Source organism: Helicobacter monodelphidis (assembly GCF_003288845.1).
In the GTDB taxonomy this organism is placed as follows: Bacteria; Campylobacterota; Campylobacteria; order Campylobacterales; family Helicobacteraceae; genus NHYN01.
The window spans coordinates 77,186-100,047 of record NZ_NHYN01000001.1 but is presented as its reverse complement, the minus strand read 5'-3'; the positions used below and the strand labels follow the sequence as shown (position 1 = coordinate 100,047).

The window sequence follows — 22,862 nt, the reverse complement described above, 5'->3', positions numbered from 1 at the left end:
ATAGCAAAAATTAACGCCTTTTTAGGATATTCTTTTTATATTTTTGTATGATTTAACAAAAAACGTTCCAATATCACCAAAGCCGCTAAACTATCTAGTTTGCCATCGCGTTTATCCTTAAAACCAACCGCAACCTCTTTAGAACTCCCCCATTCATCAACATAAACGACAGGAATGGATATTTTCAGCAAAGAAACAAAATGTTCACAACGTCTCTGGTTTTCATCTGTACTACTTGAATCCAAAGAAATTCCTAACACAAGTAATTCTGCTTTTTTTTGCTCTAAAACTTTCCTACATTCTTGTGCAGCTTGATGACGATTAATGCGCAAAATTGGCTCTAAAGGAACGCAAATATTCTGATAACAAAATGCTACACCAATTCGTTTTAAGCCCAAATCAAAAGCAACAATGTGTTGCGTCACAGACATAGCTCAACCCGCCCATTCACAATTTGAATATGCCCCATTAATTCCTCATTTAGCAATCGATCACCAAAAAGCCCCAATGCCTCATCGTAGCTTGGCATCGTCGCACAATATTGATAGAAAGGGTCACACATACTTCCCTTACTCTCTATATCGTCCAAAATACAAAAATCTGTTTTAAATTTTTGAATCCATTCATCAATATCAAAAATACCTTCCGCATATCGATTATGCAAAAGTTGTTGTGTTCCTTTACTTTCATTTAAACGATGAGGTAATACAAATAACGGTTTTTTTAAAGTTTTCGCAAGATTTGCAGAATGCATAGAACCGCTCTGTAAATCAGCTTGAGGAATAACAACCCAATCAGCAATTGCAATAATTAGACGATTGCGTTCCAAAAAACTCCAACGATGTGGCATATAATCATGAGTATATTCACTCACAAACAAACATTCTGTAGCAATCCTTCGCAACTCTTGAACATTTGTAAGAGGATAATATGTTTCAATACCTGCGGGAGAAAAGCAAATTGTGCGTTTTTGAGCACCTTTATGTGCTAAAATATCCACCCCAATCGCACCTCCACTCACAATGACAGCCCCTGCAAGACTTAACCTCCTTGTCAATTCTTGTGTTAAAGTTCTCGTGTAAGGATTAGGTTTTCTTGTCCCCACAACTGCAACCAAAGGAGCATTTAAAAGATCCAAGCAACCGCGTACATAAAGCTGTCGAGGTAAGGTACGCAATTTCGGAGCTAGTGTAGAATTCAAAAGAAGTTTGAATTTTTCTTGAATAGCGTGGGGCAAATCTGAAAAGACAACTGTTTCAAATGCAATATTTTCAACCGTTTTCATTCATATTCAACATGTTGTTGTTCAGGATTATCTAATAAAAATATAACAATCTCATCAACAAATTTATGAGAACGATAGCCAACAAAATTACCTTCTTCTTGAAATTCTTTCATTTCCTCCTCAAGATTATGTTGCTCAATTAACGCCTTTAATGCATCATCTCTTCCATATCGGTCAATAAAACGCTTCAAAGTTACACGCCAATTAATTCTGCCTTTTGAAATCTTATTTTCGATTTCATGCAAATAAGCAATTTTCAATAAGGAGGCAATGCGGTCAATCCAAAAAGGGACTTCCATATATGCACCAAACGCAATCATTGTCCCTTTTGGCCTTCCAGCAAACGCCGCCTCCTTCGCCTTCTCAAAAACAGTCTCAAATTTTTGTGCAAACTCTTTAAACTGGCTCATGGAACGTAATGATTTATGTTCCTCAACAATCGCATAAGCTTGCGTAATATTATCTGTATCAATTGCATTCAATAAATATCGCTTCTGCTGGATGATAATAATACGTTCAGTCGCACTACGTTTAAAGCTAGGAAAAATTTGTAAAAACTTTGCAATTTCCTCTGCACGTTCAAATGCCCCATCCTGTTCTTTTTGGAGTAAATCTCCCATACTTTTTTCACCTAATAATGTAACTTTTTTAAAAAGTTCTGTTTCACGCAAAAAACCATATTGATTAATCAGTGAAAAATAACCCTTAAAATCCCTTGCCTTAATTAAATCTTCAGCCTGCGTAAAGACTTTAGAATTTTTTAACATTTGTGAAATAAGTTCTTTTTTTACAGAAGATGCAAAGGGCTTTAAACAGGCCTCTGCTTGACGAAGATTTAATGTCGGATTCTCTTCAAGCATCTTTTTTGCCTGCATAAAAGAACGATTCCAAGCAGCTTCTAACTGCATAAAAGCAAGAGTATTAACCAAAAACTTGTTGGTGAGGGTCAAATCATACGCTTTCACATATTCTTTATTTTTCACACATTCAGCAAATTCTCTCACCGCCCCCTGTTGCATCAAATAAAAATCAAATTCTTGTGCTTTACGCTGGTCATATATAAATGGCTCGACAAGTTCTGTCGCCTCTTGAATTTTTTTACCATTCAAAAGCTTCACAGCATTTTCCAGAATCTGTGGCCAATCCTCATCAAAAACTTTCATCAATGGGTGAATTGTCAAAAATAAATTTTGCTCAATCATCTCCCTTGCCTTCTTATATTCCTTAACTCGAATTGCCGCCTCCAGTTCAACTTGCCCACGATTATAATCAACAGCTAACATTGTCCCATCAATCGCACCAACAAACAAGAATTGTTCACTAAAAAAAATACTATTGATGCCGGGCGTGTCCGCACGAAATTCCAATAATCTAGAATTTGTTGCCAAATCAACAATATAAAGAGATTCACCTCTTGTTCCAACCACTGCAAACCGTTCATCAGGACTAATCGCTAAAGCACTAGGCCAAATACTAAAAATATTCTCGCTACTAATCAAATCACGATTAGCAATATCATAAACTAAAGAAGCACCATTCCTTAGCACCATATAAAGGCGTTGATTATCATCAAAAAAATCTGCCCTTTCAACGACATCAGGTGTCTTAATTGTGCAACGAAATTTATTTTGCACCATATCAAATACAATTGTTGTTTTATCAAACCCAGAACACACAAACAACTCCGAATCCCTTGAAAATTGCATCATAGAGATATAATCAAATCTTGGTAACAAAGAACCAAGCAAAGTAAAGTTCTTTGCATCATAAATAAATGTCCTACCATCTTGTCCACCAGTTGCATAGTAACGCCCATCGGGACTGAATGCTGAAGATTCAATATCGGCACTATGTTCTTTAATGATAGATTTCTTGGTAATATTGTCACCCATCTCAAGAATTGCCGCTTTTTTTGTCCCGACAATAGGTGCACAAATTAAACCATTCTTAGAAGCACTAAAGGCGTGAGAATAGCGATGAGGAGGTTCTGCATTCTTACTCACATGCATGGAATGTTCTTGCACCAAAGAATTAATATCATAGGAACTAATGCAATAAGAATTATCTACACTCACAAGCAAATGATCACTTTGCTGAAGTGCTAAAACACTGCCATCAACATTGAATATAGAATAAATATCTTGCTTCATTTCAGGTAATGCCATTTTATTGCTCCTTTATTATGGTTTGACAAAACAATTCATATACAAAAACAAATTCAACCTCTGACTCTAATATCGGTATTTCCTGCAAAACATCAATTGTTTCCTTATAAGGATGCCCAATCACCAAAGCATAGCCACGTTTTTTGGCAAGATGGATAGCAGACTGTAATTGTTTTTTAATCGAGTTTCTTTCCCTTACATAATCTAAAAATACATCACGTCCCAACATTGCTATACCCAACTCATCAGAAACATTCATTGCAGCACTCTTTGGGGTTGTCCGACTATCAATAAAAACTATCCCTTCTTCTTGTAATATTTTTAGTAACTTTTTCATAGATGCATAATCTGCACTAAAACGACTTCCTGTATGATTGTTAATAAAACGTACTTCAGGAAAATCCTGCTTAATTTCTTGAATATAGCGACTTATTTTCTGCACACTATCCCCCACCATCAACCATTTATATTCTTTCTGATAAAAAGATTCCGCCTCCAGAGGTAAATGTACCATATAAAAAGGAAAATTTTCTTTAAGCTCATAGCTTTTCAGATTAAAATCACCCTTAGGCATAATAGAGGGTGTGAATTTCACAGGAATTTTTTTTAAAAGCGGAATTTGTGCAGGATACGCAATATCATCAATAATAATTGCAACGCGTGGCGGTCCTTTTTGGTAAGGACATGGAGATAACAAGTATTCCCTTATAGGAGGGGAATTTGGAGGGAGTGAAGGGGTTGTTTCTTGAGGTAAATTGGGTAAATATATATCTTTTCTGACTTCAACTTCTAAAAGATTTAAAAAAAAATCAGAGTCCTTGGAGGTGATAGACTCAGATTTCTTAATTATCTGTATGCGATAAAATAAACAAACAAGTAATACAACCGCACACCCAGCACCCACCAACAAAATAATGGAGGTTTTTAAATTATTCTTTTTCTCCATCAATTTTTCTAACCTTTATTGACTATTTTTTTCAAGTGTAATTTCAACTTCAAGAGTGTCAACATTATGGTTTTTAATTTCAATGCTCTGAGTGTTTGTATACCGCTTGATGACTTCAATAATATCTTTTTTCATCGCTTCAAAGTAAGGAGGAGGCGTATTGATATCTCCATTTCCATCCCTTTCTCGTGCAATAGTGAGCCTTAATCGTTCATGTGCTATATTTGCACTTTTTTTATGCCCAAACAAACCACCCAAACCCATCATGAAAATAACCTTTTTAAGTGATTCAAAAAACCTCCCTGCGTTTTAAATTCTGCAATTGGAATCTCTTGACCCAAAACTCTTTTTGCAATACGGTCATACGCCTCACCAGAAATAGAACCACTATAAATGACAGGTTCGCCAGAATTTGTTGCACTAATAATTTTCTCATCCTCAGGAATCACACCAATTAAAGGCAATGCAAGAATCTGCAAGACCATATCTGTATCCATCATCTCGCCCTTTTCAATCAACGCTGGACGCACACGATTAATAATAATATGCTTCTTAACCTCCTCGCCACTTTTTGCCTTTTCGCTTTTTGCATCAATGATCCCAATTACCCTATCCGCATCGCGTACGGCACTCACTTCAGGGGTTGTAATAATCAACGCTCTATCTGCCATAAATGCAGCATGCTCAAAACCGCTCTCAATACCCGCTGGAGAATCGATAAGAATATAATCAAAATCGCCTTTCAACTCCCCAAGTAGCGTCCGCACTCTCTCCTTATCTAAAACATTCTTATCTTTACTTTGACTCGCCGGTAAAAAATATAAATTCTTTGTCCGTTTGTCATTAATTAAAGCTTGAGATAAATTACATTTTTTTTCCATTACATCAATTACATCATAAACAATGCGATTTTCCAAACCTAAAATCATATCTAAATTGCGTAATCCAATATCAAAATCAATTGCTACAACCTTTTTGCCCTCACGTGCAATCCCAACAGCTAAGTTTGCACAAGTCGTGCTTTTTCCAACGCCTCCCTTACCAGATGTAATAGTAATGACTTCAGCCATTAAGCGGCTCCTTTTAAAATCTTTAATTCTCTATTTCAAGCAATTTTAACACAAAAAACCTCACCTAAAGCTTATATTTCTTACCATTTCTCATAGATTCATTTGGTAATAAAACAAAATTTAATCAACAATTTCAAGAATTTGTTGCACGATATCAGCAGAATCTAAGGAAGCATCAATCATAGCATCAGCACACGCCTCATATATCGGAATACGTGCCTGAAATAATATTCTTGTCCTTTCAATATCCTGAAATAATGGACGCTTATCACATTCATCTTGACTTAAACGTTGCAATATCTGCTCAAATTCCATCTGCAAATAAAATACCTTTCCTGCCTGATTAATATTCTCACAATGTATGGGTAAGCCACCACCCGTCGCAACTACTGCACCCCTTACACTCGTTTTTAACCATTGAAACAACTCTTTCTCAAGGTTTCTAAAATAAGGCTCGCCAAAACGAGCAAAAATTTGTGCTATCTGATAACCTACTTTAGATTCAATCAACATATCAGTATCAAGCAAAAATAACCCTCTTTCCTGTGCAAGCAACCGCCCCACAGTAGTTTTTCCACTCCCCATAAACCCAACTAAAATCAGATTTTGTTTAGAGCAAAATGACCCAGAATCCATCTTTTTCCGGAGAAATTTGATACTGATATTTACCATCAAGAGTTAATGTAATACGATAAAAGTCCTCATGTGTTTTAATATCAACAAATTTGAAATAGGGCAATGCCGTCTGAAATGTCTTATCAAAAAAATACCCGCCTTGTTCTTTAACAAGATCAACAATAATCTTAGGAGGTGCCCCTAAGGGAACATCCTGACGAATCAAATAAGGTGTTTGTAAAAATAACTTTTTACCACTCAATTTGAAAACAAATTCTTGATAAGGTTCAAATCGGTCAACACCAGGCGTTGGGTCGGGACGCTTAATCACTTCCTTACCTCTTAAATCCTGTAGTTCTTGCACTAAACGCAAAGGAAAATGCCAATCAATATCGCCATCTAAAATCACGCTTTTTTCAGCCATCGAACCATCAATATTTTGATAACCAATCACAACTTTATTGATTCGTCTCGCTGTTGTTGGTAAAGAAATATTTTGTTCTTTGAAATAATTAGGCTTGTATGTCGGCGAAATAATCGCCCCATCTTTAGGCTTCAAAAGAGGCTGAAAAGGATCTCTCGCACTCTCTGTTACAGGAGGTTTAAAATCCACAGGTGCATTAGCAACAGACTTTGCAGGTGGGGGTGCTGGCAATGTGCCTTGAGGTTCTGCTGCCCATAAAATTCCTAACCCTATTATTGAATATGTTAGAATGCGTATACATTTCATCATTAAACTCCTATCTCAAGGTTCTAAACCTTTTAATTCAAAATATTCTTTTTGTAGCTTTGCATTATCACTACGCAACCGCTCCACTTTATAAAGTAATTCTGTTTCCCTTTTGCGTAAATCCAACAAAACCTCCAAAGAATTTGCTCCAAAAAAGAGTGTTCCAATATAAATGCCTAGCACCAAAATTGCAAGTAAAAGGGTTACCCAAAAAAGGAATAGGGAGGAATTATCCACTTTTTTGGAACTTTGGGATTCCTGTTTTTTTGCGGTTGTTTCCACACTATCTCCTACTTAAAGAGTTTTATTCCAAGATATTCACTTCTTGAAATTTCCCTCTCAATCTCAATCAAGCGATTATATTTTGCAATTCTTTCGCTCCTTGCAGTGGAACCAGTCTTAATCTCTCCCGTATTCAAAGCCACTGCAAAATCAGCAATAAAACTATCCTCACTCTCACCACTTCGATGACTCATAATACAACGATATCGATGTCTTTTTGCTAAAGAAATTGCTTCAATAGTTTGAGAAATTGTACCAATTTGGTTAGGTTTAATCAAAATAGCATTCGCAATACCTTGATTGATTCCCTCTTGAAGAATCTGTGTATTCGTGACAAACAAATCATCTCCAACAAGTTGTACACGATTCCCTAACCTTCGGGTAAGAATACCCCAACCTTCCCAATCATCTTCACTTAGCCCATCCTCAATAGAAACGATAGGATATTTTTCAATCATCTTAGCATAATAGTCCACCATTTCCTCATTGCTTAGAGTGCGATTTTCTCCCGCTAGATGATATCTCCCATCATCTTGTACGAATTCACTACTCGCTACATCTAATGCGATAGCTAAATCTGTTCCAACTTGATAACCAGCAGCCTCAATTGCACGTAAAATCATCTCAATTGGCTCTGTATTATTTGCAAGATTAGGTGCAAAACCCCCTTCATCTCCAATACTTGTAATATGTTTGCTACTATGCAAAATTTTTTTCAATGCATGATAAACTTCCGCACTTGCCCGCAAAGCTTCACTAAAACAATCAAAACCAATAGGCATAATCATGTATTCTTGAAAATCAACTGTATTATCAGCGTGACTGCCCCCATTGATAATATTTAGCATAGGCACAGGTAAATTAAACGCTTGAGCACCACCAAGATAGCGGTAAAGAGGTAAATTCAAACTTTTTGCGGCGGCACGTGCCACTGCCATCGAAACACCCAAAGCAGCATTCGCACCAATATTTGAAAAATTATGTGTACCATCTAGCTTAATCAATTCATCATCAATTCTGCCCTGTTCCATCCCACAAAGCCCAATCAGAGATTCTTGAATGCGTACATTCACATTTTTACAGGCATTTAAAACCCCCTTTCCACCATAACGTTTTTGGTCACCATCTCTTAATTCAACAGCCTCTCTTTTTCCTGTGCTTGCACCACTTGGAACAATCGCCTCACCTATCGTCCCGTCATTTAACTCCACAACCGCCTTTAAAGTTGGATTTCCGCGACTATCCATTACTTCATAAGCATTCACTCTAACAATCTTCATTCATTTATCTCCTCATCTTTTTCATCATTTTCTTGATGGCTACTTAGTGTAATATCATCACTTGAACCGATAATTTGAATAATTTTTTCCTTAATTTCTATAGCAACTTCTGGATTCTCTTTTAAAAATTTCTTTACATTTTCTTTACCTTGCCCTAATTTGGAATCCCCATAACTAAACCATGAACCACTCTTGTCAATAATATCAAATTTCACGCCATAATCCACCAACTCACCGGTTGCACTAATGCCTTCTCCAAACATAATATCAAATTCTGCCTCACGAAAAGGTGGTGCAACTTTATTTTTAACCACTTTTACTTTCGCACGATTTCCAATCGGGCTATCACCTTGCTTAAGCGTAGCAATGCGTCTAACATCAAGGCGAACACTCGCATAAAATTTCAACGCATTCCCACCTGTTGTTGTTTCTGGACTACCATAGCCCATTTGTCCAATTTTCATACGAATTTGATTAATAAACACAACTGTTGCACTCATCTTATGTGAAATACCCGTAATTTTACGCAAAGCCTGACTCATCAAACGTGCTTGAAGTCCTACATGTGTATCTCCCATATCGCCATCAATTTCGCTTTTTGGTGTCAATGCCGCTACTGAATCCACAACAATCAATTCCACTGCCCCACTTCTTGTTAATGTCTCCAAAATCTCTAAAGCCTGCTCCCCAAAATCAGGTTGGGATACTAAAAGATTCTCCACATCAACACCTAGCCGTTTTGCATAACTCACATCAAGTGCATGTTCTGCATCAATAAAAGCACAAACTCCACCCTTCTTTTGACATTGTGCAATTACATGCAAAGCAAGTGTTGTTTTTCCGCTACTTTCTGGACCATATATCTCAATAATTCTCCCCTTAGGAACTCCACCAATTCCAAGTGCAATATCAAGCCCTAAAGAACCTGTGCTAATTGAATCAATCTTTTCTGCCGGTTTTTCACCTAATCGCACCAATGTTCCCTTTCCAAAGGCTTTATCAATTTGTTTAATGGCTAAATCAATGGCTTTACGCCGGTTTTCATCTAATTCCACATATGCTCCTATAAAATTTTTGTGTGATTTTAACGCAAATGAGTTAAATTCACGCTATGATTTGAAAATTTTTTTAAGGAGATTTTATGGAAAAACAAATAAGTGTCGCACATTCACCAGATGCTGATGATGTCTTTATGTATTATTCTCTTGCCTTTGGCTGGATTAACCACCCCTCTTTTCGCTTTTGTAACTATGCCTTAGATATTGAGACATTGAATCAAAAAGCTTTAAATTCAGAATTTGATATTTCAGCTATCTCCTTTGGACTCTATCCAAAAATTAGCCAAGAGTATAGCTTACTTAGAACAGGCGTCAGCTTTGGTGAGGGTTATGGACCAAAACTTATCAAAAAGAAAAAAACAATATTAAAAAAAAATTTCAAGGTTGCTTTGAGTGGAGAAAATACAACAAACGCCTTACTGTTCAAAATTGCTTATCCTGATTCAAGAATTTATTACAAAAATTTCTTAGAGATTGAACAAGCTGTTTTAGAAGGTGAAGTCGATGCAGGAGTACTCATTCATGAATCGATACTGGAATTTGATTCTTCCTTAGTTGTAGAACGCGAAATTTGGGAAATTTGGAAAGAATATATCAAAGAAGACTTGCCTCTACCGCTTGGTGGAATGGCTATTCGTCGCTCCATTCCTCTCAATAACGCCATTCTACTCGAACAGCTTCTTACAAAAGGTGTAGAGGTTGCACATAAAAACCCATCTTTACTAAAAAAAATGCTCTACGAACGAAACTTGTTACGTGTAGAACAAAACCAACTTAACACCTACCTATCCCTGTATGCAAATGCCCATTCCATCACACTTGATTCATCTCAAATCAAAGCCTTAGACAAACTCTTTGAACTCGGATTTACACACAAATTTTACCCCCAACGCATTCTCACAAAAGATTATCTCTTGCCCATAGAGTATCAAGAGTTAAGAAATTCCTAAAAATTAAGCCTCGAAAGTCTGAATTAAAGATTCTTGTTGTGTGCCATTTTTTGGCATACTCGCATTATAGCTTTTTAATGCTTTTTTAATATCAGCTGAATCTGCAAATAAAGAATTCAGTGCATGCTCACCCTTTGGCTTGACATGAGAAAAATTCCCACTCACATTCTCCAAACCTTTCGTCAAAGCTGTCTGTTGCCCCCCACTTAATGCAAGTAATGCATCATTGAGAGTTGAAAAAAATGAATCATAATTTCTTGCTTCTGGAGATGCCTTTGCATCTTGCATTCTTTGTTCTTGTGCCATTGCAATAATTTCTTGAGTCGCCCCATTTTCACGCATTCTGTTTGCACGCAAAGTATCCAATTCTTGCGTTAAAGCACCAAATATCTGCCCAATTTGCATTGCCTTTGCGTCATTCACATTCACTGGTTGCTGTGCTTTATCTTTTCCTTGAAGTGCCTCATAAAGATAATCAACAAAATTATGACCGGAATTCACCTGTTCTGTTTGCTGATTTAAAACTTTATCCGCTCCTGATTGTAGCGGATTAACTACCACAATAGGATTCTTGTTATATAAAGGTGTAAAATTGATAGACATCACTGCCTCCTTAAGATTTGAATCTATGTTTTGAAGTACTTCAGCAAATAGTGTTCCAAATATTTTCTTATATCAATCACTTAAAAATAAAACCTAATTCCAACCTTTGCTGCACCTCTTTGAGGATATAAAGAATCATTAAAAAATAAATGGGAATAACCGACCAGTAAACTTAAATTAGGCGTAAAAGCGAGATTAATTTGACTCTCTAAAGTCTGTCCCATCACGCCATAAGGGTAAAGACGATATTGATATTCTCCCACAAATCGCAATAAGCTTTCTCCACCAATTAATGTCCCCAAAGTGCCATGCAATGATACTAATCCCTTCTGATATTGGTCATAAAAAATATAAGGCTCAACCATCGCATACAACAACAATGAATCTATAGGTTCATATGCATAACCAAAACCAACCCCCATATAAGGTGAGAGAGTTGAATGCAAAAAACTTCTATCCGCACCTAAACGTACACGATAGGAAAAAGGCTGAAATAAAGCACTAATCGGGGCAATGGAACTGATATTTAAAAAACGCAAATCCTCCAATCGTGCTTCTTTTTGTAATCCACCATAACTCAACGCTAGCCGCAAGAATTCAATCTCTGTCCCTTCCAAAAACCCTTTCTGAAAATCACTACTATCATGGTAAGCCAATCTAGCCTCAATCCCTCCACGCAAATTTAGTTTTCCTGATTCTTTCTGTGCAAAAAATGTTGGTGCAACACGAATCGCACGATGTCCATACAAGGGAGAAAGTTTTGTGCGAGGTTTTAAATGTTCGCCTTTGCCTAACTTTGCCCTTTCTTTTCCTAAAGAATGAACAATATCTATGTATTCTTCCTTAGATATTTTACTTGCAATATGATAGTATTCACTCAATTCCATACCACCTTCTAAAAAGAGTTTCAAGGAATCTTGATTTAATGGAGGTATAGATTCGATTGTCTTTTTTCCCAATGCAATTTCACGCATTGACGATAATTCTTTCGTATTAAATTGTTTTTCATATTCCTTAATCACTAATCGCTTACTGGGACGATAAATCTCTTCTAAAATAAGATTATTCTTCTGAAAGGCAAATAGAGTTTCTGGAGGATTCACTTGATAGAAAAATTCATCTCTCAACCTTAATTCCTCTCTACCGCTCTCAAGCAACCATAAGATATTATAAGAACAATTTTCATCAAAAAAATAATAATCACTAAAGGTTGTTCGCACTTCCCATAAATGTTCAAAAATTTTTTTTGTTTCTAAGCGCGAAAAATTCAGCTTAAATTCCCAAATATCACGACTTTCTGTATCTCGATACTCTTTTAAGGCATCATAATAAGGTAGAATAGAATATTTTCCATTATACATTCCAAATAATCCCTTAAAGGCAAATAAAATCCCATTCTCCGTATCAGCATCAGCATCTGCTGCATAATTAATTGCATGCGTTAAAAGTCGACTCTCAAATTCTGAATCAAAAAGTAAAAAAGTATGTCCAAACATAGAGGCAGGGGAATTAATGTGTGCTGCAGGAAAAACAATACTAATGCTAGTCGGATTCACATATTGAAACATTGCATTGAATTCATAACACTCAATTTCTGGTAAATTCTGCAAAGAAAGCCAAGAATTCAAAAAACGCAATCTAGCTGGATAACGACAAATTGCATGGGTATCATAAGGGTGTGTGGAAGGCTTACGAATCAGATTGTATTCGGGCTTAAGGACACCTCGCTTAGGTGGAATATAAAAAGCTTTTAAGGTTGCAATCATCTCCTCTTTTGGATTATTCTTACCTTCAGTGCTCAAAAAAAATTCTGAATCGTCAATTTGACTTTCATTGCCAACATAATGCAAAAGTGTCCGCCAATGTGGCTTTTCATAAAGCTTCTCATCAAGGGCACTTGTAATCGCCTGTTGCAAAGAAGTTTCAGCATAAACAATAGAGAAAAAAACAAGGATAATCAAATAACGCAAAGGTTGTTCTTTAGAGAGCATTTGTGCAGAGAACAGAAGTAGCCTAAGCTACCATCCCCCGCCCTATAGAAGCTAAAACTTAGTTAAGTGTGCTGATATTATCTAAAACACCATTCATTTCAATACCACTATGCGTATAGATAGCGATATAATTTGCCTGAAGGCTAGATTTGAATTCTTCAGCATCAGCGACTGCAAGAAGCTCAGTTAAAGTATCCAAACTCTCCCCACGCCCTGCCGCAATCTCCTTATGAAGGCTATTCATATTTGCCGCAACAAACTCTTGCACTCTCTCATTCATTACAAATTTTGATTTTTGACAATTAGAAGTTCCTGAAGTAATACCAAAACTTTGGATTCCAAAAGTTACATTTGTTGTCATTTGTAACGCATAAAGTACAGCAGAATTTGGATTTGAAATCACAATGCTCCCAAGGCCACAACCTGTATTTGAATTTGCACCTGCGAACACGGCACCACTCAAACAACCAAAAAATGCTAAACCAGCAATCCATTTTTTCATAAATTTCTCCTATCTAGTTAGATTAATAACGAAAATCGAGATGCCATTTTAGGAAAAATACCATAAAATTTTACTTAAGCTTTTTGTTTAATTTTCACCAAAAATATGGTAGAATATGGTGTTAAAGATTTTTTTGTATTCTATAACTAAGGAAAATAAATGAAAAGCTTATTTGTGTTACGCGTTACTTATACCGCACCCATTGAGGTAATTGACAAGATTCTAAGTGAACATAGACTATATTTGAAAAAGGGTTACGAAGCAGGATTCCTGCTTGCTTCTGGTTCTCAAATTCCACGCACTGGGGGTGTTATTATTGGTCAATTCAAAGATAAACAAGCGGCAATCGCATTCAGCGAGGCTGATCCTTTTGTGCAAAACAATGTCGCAACCTATGAATTTATCGAGTTTACACCCATCTTACACAATACATGCATTCAAGGCTTTGTTAACTAAGAACCTTAAATGCTAGGGGCTACCTTTACCTAAGTGAAGGTTTTATTTTTAGGAATGAGGAATATTGTAAAGGTCTGTGCTTAAATAACGTTCTCCTGTATCACAAAGAACTGTTACAATATTTCTATTCTTAAACTTCTTACCAATTTCTATTGCTGCCCAAACATTAGCACCAGAAGAAATTCCGACGAGTAAGCCCTCTTCCTTTGCTAAACGTCTTGATGTGGCAAATGCATCTTCAGAACGAACTTTAACAATTTCTGAAAACATACTTTTAACAACAACGCCCGGCACAAAACCAGCACCAATTCCCTGAATCTTATGAGGAGCAGGGTTTCCACCCGAAAGCACAGGAGAATCAAAAGGTTCAATAGCAATAATTTTAACTTGTGGATTTTTTTGCTTAAACACTTCACCACACCCCATTAAAGTTCCACCCGTTCCCACTCCAGCAGCAAAAATATCAATCTGTCCATTCAAATCTTCCCAAATCTCTAAAGCTGTTGTCTCACGGTGAATCTTAGGATTAGCGGGATTTTCAAATTGTTGAAGTATAAAAGCGTTAGGAGTGCTTTCTGCTAGCTCTTGCGCTCTTTGCACTGCACCCTTCATCCCCTTTTCTGGCGATGTCAATTCAAGTTTTGCACCCAATGCTAAAAGGAGCTTTCGTCTCTCTAAACTCATTGAACTAGGCATTGTTAAAACCAATTTGATTCCCATTGAAGCACACAAGGCAGCCAAACCAACTCCTGTATTACCACTTGTGGGTTCAATCAAAATCGTTTCTTGGTTAATTTTTCCACTCTCAAGCCCATCACGAATCATTCCTAAAGCAATTCTATCCTTGACAGAGCTTGTCGGATTCATAAATTCACACTTCCCAAAAATACTTGCACCACTTTCTTTTGAGGCAAAATTCAACTTTACTAACGGCGTATTTCCGATCAAATCTTGAAAGCTATTTGCTACTTTCATTTTTTCTCCTTCATCTACATAAAAACTCCAAATTTTAAAGAAATAATAATTTCTCTCAATTTAAGTGTGTAGATTTTACAACATATCAAAAATATTGTCAAGCAACAAAAAGCAATCATTATTCAATAAATATACTTCTGTAAACACTTATTATTAGGAAACTTTAAATATTAAATACTCATACATTAGTTAAAATATTTAAAATGATAAAAATTTGGGAATTCAACAAAAAGAATGCTACAATTATATTTACAAAAAGAGAGGGTTTTTTACCCTATCTTTAAAACATTCTAAAAAGGAGTTTTCAATGAGTTTTTTTGATTCTTACACTCAACATGTCAATGAGCGTGCAAAAGATAATGTTCCAGCACTTCCCCTTGATGCTACACAAACAGCAGAGGTAATTCAGTTATTGCTACAGGGCGATAGTCGCACACAAGAGCTAAAAGATTTATTATCAAATCGTGTTTCACCGGGTGTTGATGAAGCTGCAAAAGTGAAAGCTGAATTCTTAAACGATATTGCACAAGGAAAAAAGACTTGTGCTGCATTCACTAAAAAAGAGGCTATTTTTCTACTTGGAACAATGCTTGGCGGATATAACATTGCCCCACTTATTGCCGCACTTAAGCTGGATACAGAACTAGCACAGGAAGCCGCAAACGCATTGAAAAAAACCTTGCTCGTCTATGATGCATTCAATGATATTGTAGAGTTATCAAAAAATAATAAATTTGCTAAGGAAGTTTTAGAAAGCTGGGCAAATGCAGAATGGTTTAAAAATCGTCCTGCACTACCCAAAAGCTTCAAGGTTACCGTTTTTAAAATTGACGGAGAAACTAATACTGATGACCTTTCTCCTGCAGCTGATGCTTTTACAAGAAGTGATATCCCACTTCACGCACAGGCAATGCTAAAAGCACGTACAGAAAATGCACTAAATAGAATTGCGGAATTAAAAAAGAAAGGTTATCCACTCGTTTATGTCGGCGATGTTGTTGGAACAGGAAGCTCCAGAAAATCTGCATGTAACTCCCTTGTGTGGCATATGGGCGAGGATATTCCTTACATTCCTAATAAAAAAAGTGGTGGAGTTGTTATCGGAAGTACCATTGCACCAATTTTCTTCAACACTTGTGAGGATAGTGGTTGTCTGCCTATTCGTGCTGATGTGAGCAAATTGCAAGAAGGCGATGTAATTGAAGTTTTTCCTTATGAAGGTAAAATTACAAAAAATGGTGAAGTCGTGAGCCAATTTGAATTATCTCCAAATACTCTTGCAGATGAGATTCAAGCCGGAGGAAGAATTAACCTCATCATCGGACGTGGCTTAAGCACAAAAGCGCAAGAAGCATTAAACAGAAAAGAAGACAACATTTTTGCAAAGCCCAAGAATCCGGATAAGCAACCCAAAGGCTATAGTCTTGCGCAAAAGATGGTTGGAAAAGCTTGTGGCGTTGCTGGTGTCGCACCTGGAACATATTGTGAACCGATTGCAACAACGGTAGGAAGTCAAGATACGACAGGTCCGATGACAAGGGATGAGATTAAGGAGTTAGCATCTTTAGGTTTTGGGGCTGACTTTGTTTTGCAAAGTTTCTGCCATACAGCCGCTTATCCTAAACCTGCTGATGTTAAAAACCATGCAACACTTCCACAGTTTATTAGCTCTCGCGGTGGTGTCTCTTTGCGTCCAGGTGATGGTGTAATTCACTCTTGGCTCAATCGTATGGTTCTACCAGACACTGTTGGAACTGGTGGAGATTCACACACTCGCTTCCCTATTGGTATTAGCTTCCCTGCAGGGAGTGGTTTGGTTGCATTCGCAGGGGTAACAGGTTCTATGCCTCTTGATATGCCAGAATCTGTTTTAGTGCGATTCAGTGGAAAAATGCAACCGGGTATCACATTAAGAGATTTAGTGAACGCTATTCCTTACTATGCTATCAAAAAAGGTCTGCTCACTGTTGAGAAAAAAGGAAAGAAAAATATATTCAATGGCAGAATCCTAGAAATTGAGGGATTGCCCGACTTAAAAGTAGAACAAGCTTTCGAATTAAGCGATGCAAGTGCTGAAAGAAGTGCCGCTGCTTGCACAGTTGCTCTCAATAAAGAACCCATTATTGAATATTTAAAATCTAATATTAGCCTGATTGAAGCGATGATTAAAGCGGGTTACGAAGATGCAAAAACACTTGCAAGACGTGCACAAAGAATGCAAGAATGGATTAACAATCCGATTTTATTAAAAGCTGACGATAACGCAGAATACGCAGCAGTTATCGAAATTGACCTAAATGAAATCACAGAACCCATCTTAGCTTGCCCGAATGATCCAGATGATGTAGCAACTTTAAGTGAAATTCTTAAAGATAATAAACGACCACACAAAATTGATGAAGTCTTTATTGGAAGCTGTATGACAAATATCGGACATTATCGTGCGTTAGGTGAAGTTTTACGCGGTGAAGGTATGGTACCAACAACACTTTGGGTAGCACCCCCTACAAAAATGGATGCAAAAATGCTGACAGATGAGGGTTATTATGCACTCTTTGGCGCAGCTGGTGCAAGAATTGAAATTCCTGGTTGTAGCCTTTGTATGGGAAATCAAGCAAGAGTTAGAGACAATGCTATTGTATTCTCAACTTCCACAAGAAACTTTGATAATCGTATGGGTAAAGGTGCACAAGTTTATTTGGGTAGTGCAGAACTTGCCGCATTATGTGCAATGTTAGGCAAAATTCCAACAAAAGAGGAGTATTTATCACTCATTCCTAAGAAAATTGAGGGTAAAAGTGAGCATATTTATCGCTACTTAAATTTCAACTTGGTTGAAAATTTTGAATTAAACTAACACCTCTGAATCAATATTTGGGCTTGGGAAATTCCCCAAGCCCACCATAGCTTAGAATTTATTTTTGAATTCTACCAAAACTCACAACATAAAAAAAGATACGCAACAAAATGCGGAGCTTCTTGCTACTGTAAGGAAAACAATACGCCATCGCCTGCAAATAAGGAGGTAATAAAGAGATGAATCTGGAAGATGGCTTCAATAAATAAATAATCTCCTCTAAATGCCTCTGATCAGAATAAAATTCATACTTCACTTTCCTTAAAAATTGTTGATAATAGACATTTAAAATAAGATTATTAGTAATAAGAGGTTGCGTAGCAATTTGCTCTAAATATGTAATAATAAGAAAAAAATTTTGAAACCCTTTCTTAACTTGTTCATTAGATTTATTCTTAGAAGATGATTCTATATTATAAGTATAAAAATACAAAATATCCTCAATATTTAATGCCTTCCTAGCAAAAGGAAGAATACAGGCAGTAAAAAATGCATCTTCAAAAACACTTAACCCGTGAGGAATTTTACCCAAAGCCTCTTCCATAAAATTTATTGCTTGAAGCAATATAGAAGTTTTAAACCATTTTGTCTGCTGTGTCCAACGTATACCTGCCCAAGTTTTGGGATTAAAAACTTCATAAAAAATCTGCTCTCCCTCAAGAATACTTCCATGCGGTAAATGTGCAAAAGTTTTAGTTATTTTTTGCCCATTAGGTTCATAAGTAATCCTGTTGCCATAAACAATATCCACTCCAGTGCGTCTAGCTTCCTCTAAAAATCGCTCACAAGCATTTTTTTCTAATTTATCATCAGCATCTAAAAAAACTACCCCTTCTGCTAAGGCAACTTGAATACCCTTGATTCTTGTAGCTAAAGTTCCTAAATTTTGTGAATTGTTAAGAATCCTAATACGTGAATCAGAACGAGCATATTGCTGTACAATCTCTCTTGTCTTATCTACACCACAATCATCAACAACAATTATTTCAATATTCTGGAGACTCTGTTGCAGACAAGACTCTAAGGTGTTGGCAATGAATCTTTCTGCATTGTATGCAGGAATAACAATAGAAATATCAGGCACATTTTCCATACTCTACCTCCATTTACTCTCAATTATTTAGGGGTATATTATACATTATCTTTCATTTGAGGTTATTAAATAATATTATTTAAGATTTATTACACATAGAATAACATCAATTTCCAACAACTAGAATATTAGAAATAATATAAGTCTATACAATAATCATTCAAAAAGGTATTGAACAGCTACCGTTCCTTTAAAAAAAAGCTTCGCATCTTTAAAAGGCAACACAAGATGTGGTATCCCACTGCTATAAGGTTGAATCTCATAAGGTTGGTAAATAAAGCCGATACCATCATATTCCAAAGTTAAGGTTGTTGAAATATTAAATTCTGTAGCCTGAATAAAAGGCTTATACTTTTGCAAATAAATATTCCATAACTTTTCTTTTAAAACTGGAGATTCTTTATCCATTAGAGATTCAATATCAATACGATTACCTTGATAATCAAATATAGTAGCATTTTCCGCAGACTTACCATGTGCACCACCATTGTAAACATTGCTACCCTCTTGCACCACCAATGTTTTCCCGTCAAAATAAGAAATACTATTGCTTATGGTTATCTGATGGTATTCCTCTTCTTGAGTAGACGTATTTGTATTTAACCCTTGCTTTAAGATAGGAATAAAACGTTCTCGCATATTCTCACAACTAAAACTCATATTATAAAAACGATTCAAAACTTCTTGTATCTCTTGGTTTGGGGAGCAAATCGCCGTATAACTCATACCTATTTTTTTACTCAAATCATAACGCATATTAATTTGCTTTGTAGTGAATTGTGTATGCAATGTGGGCACAACAATTTTACCATTTTTCAATATAATACTTTCAAATCGCCCCTCTTTAAAATTACCATTCAAAAAATCTCCGCATAGAATATGTACCTCCTTAGGCAAATCCTTACGTGCGAGATTTTTAATTTCCTTGTTGACAGGATTACAACGACTCCTACCCTCAATAGGAGATTCAAAGCCACCAAATAAAAAACCACCATCTTGCGTTGTTGCAAGATAAATTTTCGCCTCATTCACACCCTCAATTTCATAAGTTGAAAAAATATTACTATCCCATTCTGAATCTACCACTTTTTTATTATCAACAGATTCAGAATCAGCCGCACAAAGAGATACTATTACCATCATCAGAAAAATAAATATTTTTTTCATAAAAAACCCTCAACTTTAATTTATGGTTGGAATTATAACATATCTTTGAATTTATAATCAATTATTGACAAAAACATCTCACTAAATTTATGAATATATTAAAAAATAATAAAGAAAACTGTAGTTACTAATGTTACGAATATGAAGCAGGTTAAGGGATTGCCTCCATCTCCTTAGCCCATCTCCTATGGAAAACGCATAAGAATAACGGTACAAAAAAGCACAGAAAATAAACAAAGTGCAAACGCTGCACCTAAGCCTTGAGCGATTTCCTTTGGACCTTGTCGTTCTTGAGTCTTAACAGTCTTAAAAGTAGACTTAAAAACATGTCCTGCCATCATGACCTCCTAGTCAATTAATAAGCCTTTCCTTAGGCTTTTGCTAAAACTTTAGCGATTTCCATTGTAGCACTTTTTCATTAACAATGCAACTCTCTAAAAATTTCAGCAAAAAATAGAACAGTTTTAGATTTTTCCACCCTCAATTACAATATCATCAGCCTGAACATCATCAGTAAAGTGGCTCTTTAATGTTTCTTCATAATTTTTATGAAAGAAATTTTCATCGGCAAGTTTAACAATTAAATCATCAACAAATTGCTTCAACTCAGTATTATCTTTTTTAACCGCTCCTGCAATCACATCTTTGTCGCCTAACTCCTTAATCGCTACCTTAAATTCCGGCTTATCTTTCACCCATGCAAAGAGTAGAGTATTATCATGACTCAAAGCGTCCCCTCTTTTATCAAGCATTGCCGCAAAAGTTTCTGTATTCTGGTCAAATTTTAAAGATTGGATATCTGCATGATTGAGAGTAAAGAAGATATCGGCTGTTGTGCCTTTATTGAGAATAAGTGTCTTACCCTTTAAATCCTCTATGCTCGTAACTACAGAGTCCACAGGAACAACAACACCCAAAGCAACCTTCATATAAGGAAGCGTAAAAAGCACCTGTTCCTCTCTCTCTTTTGTCTTTGTGAAATTTGCAAGAATCAAGTCAACTTTGTCAGATTTTAAAAATTCGATACGATTTGCTGCCTCCACCAACACAAATTCTACTTTATTCTCATCTCCAAACAATTCTTTTGCAATACGTTTTGCAAAATAAATATCATAACCTTGGTTTGCACCCCTCTCATCAACATAACCAAAAGGTGGTTTATCACCAAAAACACCGATACGAATTACACCCTTTTGTTTTAGTATATCCAATGCACCTTGTGGAGCTACTGCGGTTGTATTCGTCTCTACATTCTTAGATTCCTGCTTAGAAGTAGAATCAGAGCAAGCTGAAACAAAAAACGCAACAAAGATACCTAAAGCCATTATGATTTTTTTCATTCTCAAACCTTTATGTGATTCCTAATGAACCATTAATGATTGTTATAATGTTCCACAAAACACTATAGAAGTGTGATTCTACATTAAAAATAAGGATAAGTCAAGAATTAAATTTATTTTATTGCTAAAAAATATCCTATAAAATAGATTCTCAACAGCCAATCCATCATCTTCTTAATGGGATAGGAGGATACCATTCTACACCTGAAACATTTTTTTCTAAAAAATGGCACACCTCAAGCAATAAAGGATCATCATAAACACTAAAAAGCTGCAAAGCATAACCATGAGCCTTTTTATAATCACCCTTCATAATCCTACCTAAAATCTGGTTTAATGCATAAGGCACTTTTAGATGATATGGGTCATCTAAATTCTCACCTACGATAAAATAATTGCGATTTCTAATGCGTTGATTCCAAGCCTTGCCATAAATAGCTTCGAGGTGAGTTGGTGTATCCTCAGGAATCATAAACTCTTCACCCAAATATTCAATCTTTCCAAACTTGAACTTAGGAAAAGCAACGGCAATAACTTTATTACTCCTAGCAAATCCTGTCAATAAACGATTATTGTCTGGCTTAATAAAACTCATCTCAACGCACATTTCAAAGGGTGGAACACGAACAGACAAGCACCATTGTGCCCTTAAACTCTGAATGTGTTGTTCTGATACATTAAAAGTACAACCCATATCCTTTAATACTTCCATCAAAACACTACGATTAACATTCCAAGGAAGCATAATATCAATATCAGAATCACCTGGAAGCATTTTGCCATCCCTATAGATTCCAAGTAAAGTGCCTTGAGCAAGACAAAATGGAACTTTTATTGCGGTAAAGATGCGTTTAACCTCTAATAGGCTAACCCTCAACCATTCTTGTTCAAAATATCCCTCTGTTACCTCTTTTACCTCAAATGGAGAATGCAATAATAGCTTTAATCCCTCCCTAAAATTCTTAACAGCAACTTCTAACTCTCCAATATTATACATTGCTATTCCCGCACAATTATAAATTGCAGGAGTTTTTTTTATCAATGTTAATGCATGTGCAAGTTCTTTAACATGTTTCGTCTGCTCAAAAGCAAGCAAATAATCAATATATAATTCAATTTCTCTGATACTACTTGGTTTTTTTTGTTCATAATGCTCCTCAAAAATCTCCTTTGCCTTTTTAAATTCTCCAACTTTTAATGCCATCATTACATACATGTAGAGAATGTGGCTAGCATTTGGAGAATATTTAATTGCTTTTTCAATCCAACGAAAACCTTCCTTATGGCGATTCATTGCAAAAAAAGTGCCTGCAAGCCCCACTAATCCATCAACATAATCTGGTGCAATTTCTGTCAAGTGGGTAAAAAGTTGCAAAGCTTCTTTGTATTTTCCTGCACATAAATATTTATGTGCTTCTTTAGTGATTAAGACGAGTTGTTGAGTATCTAAGAATTGAGTGCTTAGATTGCCCCCCCCCCGAAATGGTATTGCCATAT

At 36.1% G+C, this 22,862-nt stretch carries 23 protein-coding genes; 3 read left to right on the top strand and 20 right to left on the bottom strand.

Annotation, left to right across the window (positions count from 1 at the left end; all coding sequences use genetic code 11):
- Window positions 1–35: 35 nt before the first annotated feature.
- From CCZ01_RS00495 to recA, 11 genes are all read right to left on the bottom strand, one after another.
- Window positions 36–431, bottom strand: a complete 396-nt coding sequence (locus tag CCZ01_RS00495) for a RuvX/YqgF family protein (RefSeq protein WP_181566254.1) — start codon at window positions 429–431, stop codon at window positions 36–38.
- Window positions 422–1,285, bottom strand: coding sequence for a DNA-processing protein DprA (locus CCZ01_RS00490; RefSeq protein ID WP_112051270.1), 864 nt, complete (start codon window positions 1,283–1,285; stop codon window positions 422–424). The genes CCZ01_RS00495 and CCZ01_RS00490 overlap by 10 nt, the downstream gene beginning before the upstream one ends.
- Window positions 1,282–3,450, bottom strand: coding sequence for a WD40 repeat domain-containing protein (locus CCZ01_RS00485; protein WP_258436156.1), 2,169 nt, complete (start codon window positions 3,448–3,450; stop codon window positions 1,282–1,284). Before CCZ01_RS00485 ends, CCZ01_RS00490 begins: the two co-directional genes overlap by 4 nt.
- Before the next feature lies 1 nt (window position 3,451).
- Window positions 3,452–4,396: a divergent polysaccharide deacetylase family protein gene (locus CCZ01_RS00480; RefSeq protein WP_112051269.1), complete on the bottom strand. Its 945-nt coding sequence runs from the start codon at window positions 4,394–4,396 to the stop codon at window positions 3,452–3,454.
- 15 nt (window positions 4,397–4,411) lie between these two features.
- Complete coding sequence (gene minE, locus CCZ01_RS00475) at window positions 4,412–4,663, bottom strand: cell division topological specificity factor MinE (RefSeq protein WP_458692845.1); 252 nt, start codon at window positions 4,661–4,663, stop codon at window positions 4,412–4,414.
- Window positions 4,660–5,466 (bottom strand): septum site-determining protein MinD, encoded by an 807-nt coding sequence (gene minD / locus CCZ01_RS00470; protein ID WP_112051268.1) that lies wholly within the window; start codon window positions 5,464–5,466, stop codon window positions 4,660–4,662. Before minD ends, minE begins: the two co-directional genes overlap by 4 nt.
- A gap of 120 nt (window positions 5,467–5,586) precedes the next feature.
- Entirely contained in the window at window positions 5,587–6,102 is a 516-nt protein-coding gene (locus CCZ01_RS00465) for a shikimate kinase (RefSeq protein WP_181566253.1), read from the bottom strand.
- Complete coding sequence (locus CCZ01_RS00460; RefSeq protein ID WP_112051266.1) at window positions 6,077–6,814, bottom strand: AMIN domain-containing protein; 738 nt, start codon at window positions 6,812–6,814, stop codon at window positions 6,077–6,079. Before CCZ01_RS00460 ends, CCZ01_RS00465 begins: the two co-directional genes overlap by 26 nt.
- Window positions 6,815–6,826: 12 nt before the next feature.
- The gene (locus tag CCZ01_RS00455; protein ID WP_258436151.1) at window positions 6,827–7,093 is read right to left on the bottom strand and encodes a hypothetical protein; all 267 of its coding nucleotides are present in this window, start codon (window positions 7,091–7,093) and stop codon (window positions 6,827–6,829) included.
- Window positions 7,094–7,101: 8 nt separating this feature from the next.
- Window positions 7,102–8,373 (bottom strand): phosphopyruvate hydratase, encoded by a 1,272-nt coding sequence (gene eno / locus CCZ01_RS00450; protein WP_112051265.1) that lies wholly within the window; start codon window positions 8,371–8,373, stop codon window positions 7,102–7,104.
- The gene (gene recA / locus CCZ01_RS00445; protein ID WP_112051264.1) at window positions 8,370–9,428 is read right to left on the bottom strand and encodes a recombinase RecA; all 1,059 of its coding nucleotides are present in this window, start codon (window positions 9,426–9,428) and stop codon (window positions 8,370–8,372) included. Before recA ends, eno begins: the two co-directional genes overlap by 4 nt.
- Before the next feature lie 86 nt (window positions 9,429–9,514).
- Between recA and CCZ01_RS00440 the strand changes: the two genes are divergently transcribed.
- Window positions 9,515–10,381, top strand: coding sequence for a menaquinone biosynthesis family protein (locus tag CCZ01_RS00440; RefSeq protein ID WP_112051263.1), 867 nt, complete (start codon window positions 9,515–9,517; stop codon window positions 10,379–10,381).
- Between the two features lie 3 nt (window positions 10,382–10,384).
- Here the strand turns inward: CCZ01_RS00440 and CCZ01_RS00435 are convergent, their stop codons facing one another.
- From CCZ01_RS00435 to CCZ01_RS00425, 3 genes are all read right to left on the bottom strand, one after another.
- Entirely contained in the window at window positions 10,385–10,984 is a 600-nt protein-coding gene (locus CCZ01_RS00435) for a hypothetical protein (protein WP_112051262.1), read from the bottom strand.
- Window positions 10,985–11,064: 80 nt separating this feature from the next.
- Window positions 11,065–12,954: an Lnb N-terminal periplasmic domain-containing protein gene (locus tag CCZ01_RS00430; RefSeq protein ID WP_181566252.1), complete on the bottom strand. Its 1,890-nt coding sequence runs from the start codon at window positions 12,952–12,954 to the stop codon at window positions 11,065–11,067.
- A 79-nt stretch (window positions 12,955–13,033) separates the two neighbouring features.
- Window positions 13,034–13,477 (bottom strand): DUF3015 family protein, encoded by a 444-nt coding sequence (locus CCZ01_RS00425; protein ID WP_112051260.1) that lies wholly within the window; start codon window positions 13,475–13,477, stop codon window positions 13,034–13,036.
- A 159-nt stretch (window positions 13,478–13,636) separates the two neighbouring features.
- Between CCZ01_RS00425 and CCZ01_RS00420 the strand changes: the two genes are divergently transcribed.
- Window positions 13,637–13,933: a YciI family protein gene (locus CCZ01_RS00420; protein WP_112051259.1), complete on the top strand. Its 297-nt coding sequence runs from the start codon at window positions 13,637–13,639 to the stop codon at window positions 13,931–13,933.
- A 48-nt stretch (window positions 13,934–13,981) separates the two neighbouring features.
- Here the strand turns inward: CCZ01_RS00420 and cysK are convergent, their stop codons facing one another.
- Window positions 13,982–14,908 (bottom strand): cysteine synthase A, encoded by a 927-nt coding sequence (gene cysK, locus CCZ01_RS00415; RefSeq protein ID WP_112051258.1) that lies wholly within the window; start codon window positions 14,906–14,908, stop codon window positions 13,982–13,984.
- A gap of 307 nt (window positions 14,909–15,215) precedes the next feature.
- On the opposite strand from cysK, the gene acnB reads away from it, so the two are divergent.
- Window positions 15,216–17,765, top strand: coding sequence for a bifunctional aconitate hydratase 2/2-methylisocitrate dehydratase (gene acnB, locus CCZ01_RS00410; protein ID WP_112051257.1), 2,550 nt, complete (start codon window positions 15,216–15,218; stop codon window positions 17,763–17,765).
- A gap of 58 nt (window positions 17,766–17,823) precedes the next feature.
- Here the strand turns inward: acnB and CCZ01_RS00405 are convergent, their stop codons facing one another.
- The 5 genes from CCZ01_RS00405 to CCZ01_RS00390 form a co-directional block, all read right to left on the bottom strand.
- Window positions 17,824–18,858, bottom strand: coding sequence for a glycosyltransferase family 2 protein (locus CCZ01_RS00405; RefSeq protein WP_112051256.1), 1,035 nt, complete (start codon window positions 18,856–18,858; stop codon window positions 17,824–17,826).
- A 156-nt stretch (window positions 18,859–19,014) separates the two neighbouring features.
- Window positions 19,015–20,025 carry an RsiV family protein gene (locus CCZ01_RS00400; RefSeq protein WP_112051255.1) on the bottom strand — a complete coding sequence of 337 codons (1,011 nt, stop codon included), beginning with the start codon at window positions 20,023–20,025 and terminating at the stop codon, window positions 19,015–19,017.
- A gap of 185 nt (window positions 20,026–20,210) precedes the next feature.
- Window positions 20,211–20,366, bottom strand: coding sequence for a hypothetical protein (locus CCZ01_RS10260; protein WP_181566251.1), 156 nt, complete (start codon window positions 20,364–20,366; stop codon window positions 20,211–20,213).
- A 123-nt stretch (window positions 20,367–20,489) separates the two neighbouring features.
- Window positions 20,490–21,365 carry a cysteine ABC transporter substrate-binding protein gene (locus tag CCZ01_RS00395; RefSeq protein WP_112051254.1) on the bottom strand — a complete coding sequence of 292 codons (876 nt, stop codon included), beginning with the start codon at window positions 21,363–21,365 and terminating at the stop codon, window positions 20,490–20,492.
- A 166-nt stretch (window positions 21,366–21,531) separates the two neighbouring features.
- Window positions 21,532–22,860 carry a tetratricopeptide repeat protein gene (locus CCZ01_RS00390; protein ID WP_112051253.1) on the bottom strand — a complete coding sequence of 443 codons (1,329 nt, stop codon included), beginning with the start codon at window positions 22,858–22,860 and terminating at the stop codon, window positions 21,532–21,534.
- Window positions 22,861–22,862 lie beyond the last annotated feature (2 nt).

Excerpts from the sequence above, each read along its gene's own strand:
- CCZ01_RS00490 (WP_112051270.1), bottom strand. The coding sequence starts at position 1,285 with ATGAAAACGGTTGAAAATATTGCATTTGAAACAGTTGTCTTTTCAGAT.
- CCZ01_RS00435 (WP_112051262.1), bottom strand. The coding sequence starts at position 10,984 with ATGTCTATCAATTTTACACCTTTATATAACAAGAATCCTATTGTGGTA.
- CCZ01_RS00495 (WP_181566254.1), bottom strand. The coding sequence starts at position 431 with ATGTCTGTGACGCAACACATTGTTGCTTTTGATTTGGGCTTAAAACGA.
- CCZ01_RS00460 (WP_112051266.1), bottom strand. The coding sequence starts at position 6,814 with ATGATGAAATGTATACGCATTCTAACATATTCAATAATAGGGTTAGGA.
- minD (WP_112051268.1), bottom strand. The coding sequence starts at position 5,466 with ATGGCTGAAGTCATTACTATTACATCTGGTAAGGGAGGCGTTGGAAAA.
- CCZ01_RS00405 (WP_112051256.1), bottom strand. The coding sequence starts at position 18,858 with ATGGAAAATGTGCCTGATATTTCTATTGTTATTCCTGCATACAATGCA.
- CCZ01_RS00390 (WP_112051253.1), bottom strand. The coding sequence starts at position 22,860 with ATGGCAATACCATTTCGGGGGGGGGGCAATCTAAGCACTCAATTCTTA.
- CCZ01_RS00400 (WP_112051255.1), bottom strand. The coding sequence starts at position 20,025 with ATGAAAAAAATATTTATTTTTCTGATGATGGTAATAGTATCTCTTTGT.
- CCZ01_RS00485 (WP_258436156.1), bottom strand. The coding sequence starts at position 3,450 with ATGGCATTACCTGAAATGAAGCAAGATATTTATTCTATATTCAATGTT.
- acnB (WP_112051257.1), top strand. The coding sequence starts at position 15,216 with ATGAGTTTTTTTGATTCTTACACTCAACATGTCAATGAGCGTGCAAAA.
- eno (WP_112051265.1), bottom strand. The coding sequence starts at position 8,373 with ATGAAGATTGTTAGAGTGAATGCTTATGAAGTAATGGATAGTCGCGGA.
- CCZ01_RS00465 (WP_181566253.1), bottom strand. The coding sequence starts at position 6,102 with ATGGATTCTGGGTCATTTTGCTCTAAACAAAATCTGATTTTAGTTGGG.
- CCZ01_RS10260 (WP_181566251.1), bottom strand. The coding sequence starts at position 20,366 with ATGATGGCAGGACATGTTTTTAAGTCTACTTTTAAGACTGTTAAGACT.
- CCZ01_RS00395 (WP_112051254.1), bottom strand. The coding sequence starts at position 21,365 with ATGAAAAAAATCATAATGGCTTTAGGTATCTTTGTTGCGTTTTTTGTT.
- CCZ01_RS00440 (WP_112051263.1), top strand. The coding sequence starts at position 9,515 with ATGGAAAAACAAATAAGTGTCGCACATTCACCAGATGCTGATGATGTC.
- minE (WP_458692845.1), bottom strand. The coding sequence starts at position 4,663 with ATGATGGGTTTGGGTGGTTTGTTTGGGCATAAAAAAAGTGCAAATATA.
- cysK (WP_112051258.1), bottom strand. The coding sequence starts at position 14,908 with ATGAAAGTAGCAAATAGCTTTCAAGATTTGATCGGAAATACGCCGTTA.
- CCZ01_RS00480 (WP_112051269.1), bottom strand. The coding sequence starts at position 4,396 with ATGGAGAAAAAGAATAATTTAAAAACCTCCATTATTTTGTTGGTGGGT.
- CCZ01_RS00420 (WP_112051259.1), top strand. The coding sequence starts at position 13,637 with ATGAAAAGCTTATTTGTGTTACGCGTTACTTATACCGCACCCATTGAG.
- CCZ01_RS00425 (WP_112051260.1), bottom strand. The coding sequence starts at position 13,477 with ATGAAAAAATGGATTGCTGGTTTAGCATTTTTTGGTTGTTTGAGTGGT.